This is a genomic window from Candidatus Agathobaculum pullicola (assembly GCF_052117205.1).
Classification (GTDB): domain Bacteria; phylum Bacillota; class Clostridia; order Oscillospirales; family Butyricicoccaceae; genus Agathobaculum; species Agathobaculum pullicola.
In genome coordinates this window covers 1-385 of record NZ_JBQKJP010000134.1, presented here as the reverse complement: position 1 = coordinate 385, position 385 = coordinate 1, and the positions used below count along the sequence as shown (strand labels likewise).

General features: G+C 50.6%; 1 protein-coding gene. It reads right to left on the bottom strand.

Features of this window, described 5'->3' with window-relative positions; all coding sequences use genetic code 11:
• A partial coding sequence (locus tag ACTQ3V_RS15750; protein ID WP_441468309.1) for a DDE-type integrase/transposase/recombinase occupies window positions 1-385 on the bottom strand: 385 nt, incomplete at both ends.

The following is a 385-nucleotide window of genomic DNA, read 5'->3' as shown; positions in this document are numbered from 1 at the left end:
TAGGGCCATTGTCAATACAATGTGCCACGCGGGACATGCTCTGCACCATTCCCGCCTGTACAAGTTTCTGGTGAAATGCTCGGCTTGTGTATTGGTAGCCTCTGTCACTGTGGAACAGAGGATGTGCATCCGGGTTGACCTTAACGGCTCTGTCAAAGGTCTTGAATACGAGGGGATTGTCATTGCGCTCACTCAACGCATAGGCCACGATGCGCCGGTCACAGAGGTCCAGAATCGCGCTCAGATAGAGCTTATGTACCTCAATACCCTCATACCATTTGAACTCCGTCACATCGGTAAGCCATTTCTCATTGGGCCTGTCAGCGAAAAATTGGCGGCCTAACAGATTTTCAGCGAGATATTGAGGATTCTTGGCCTGTCTGGT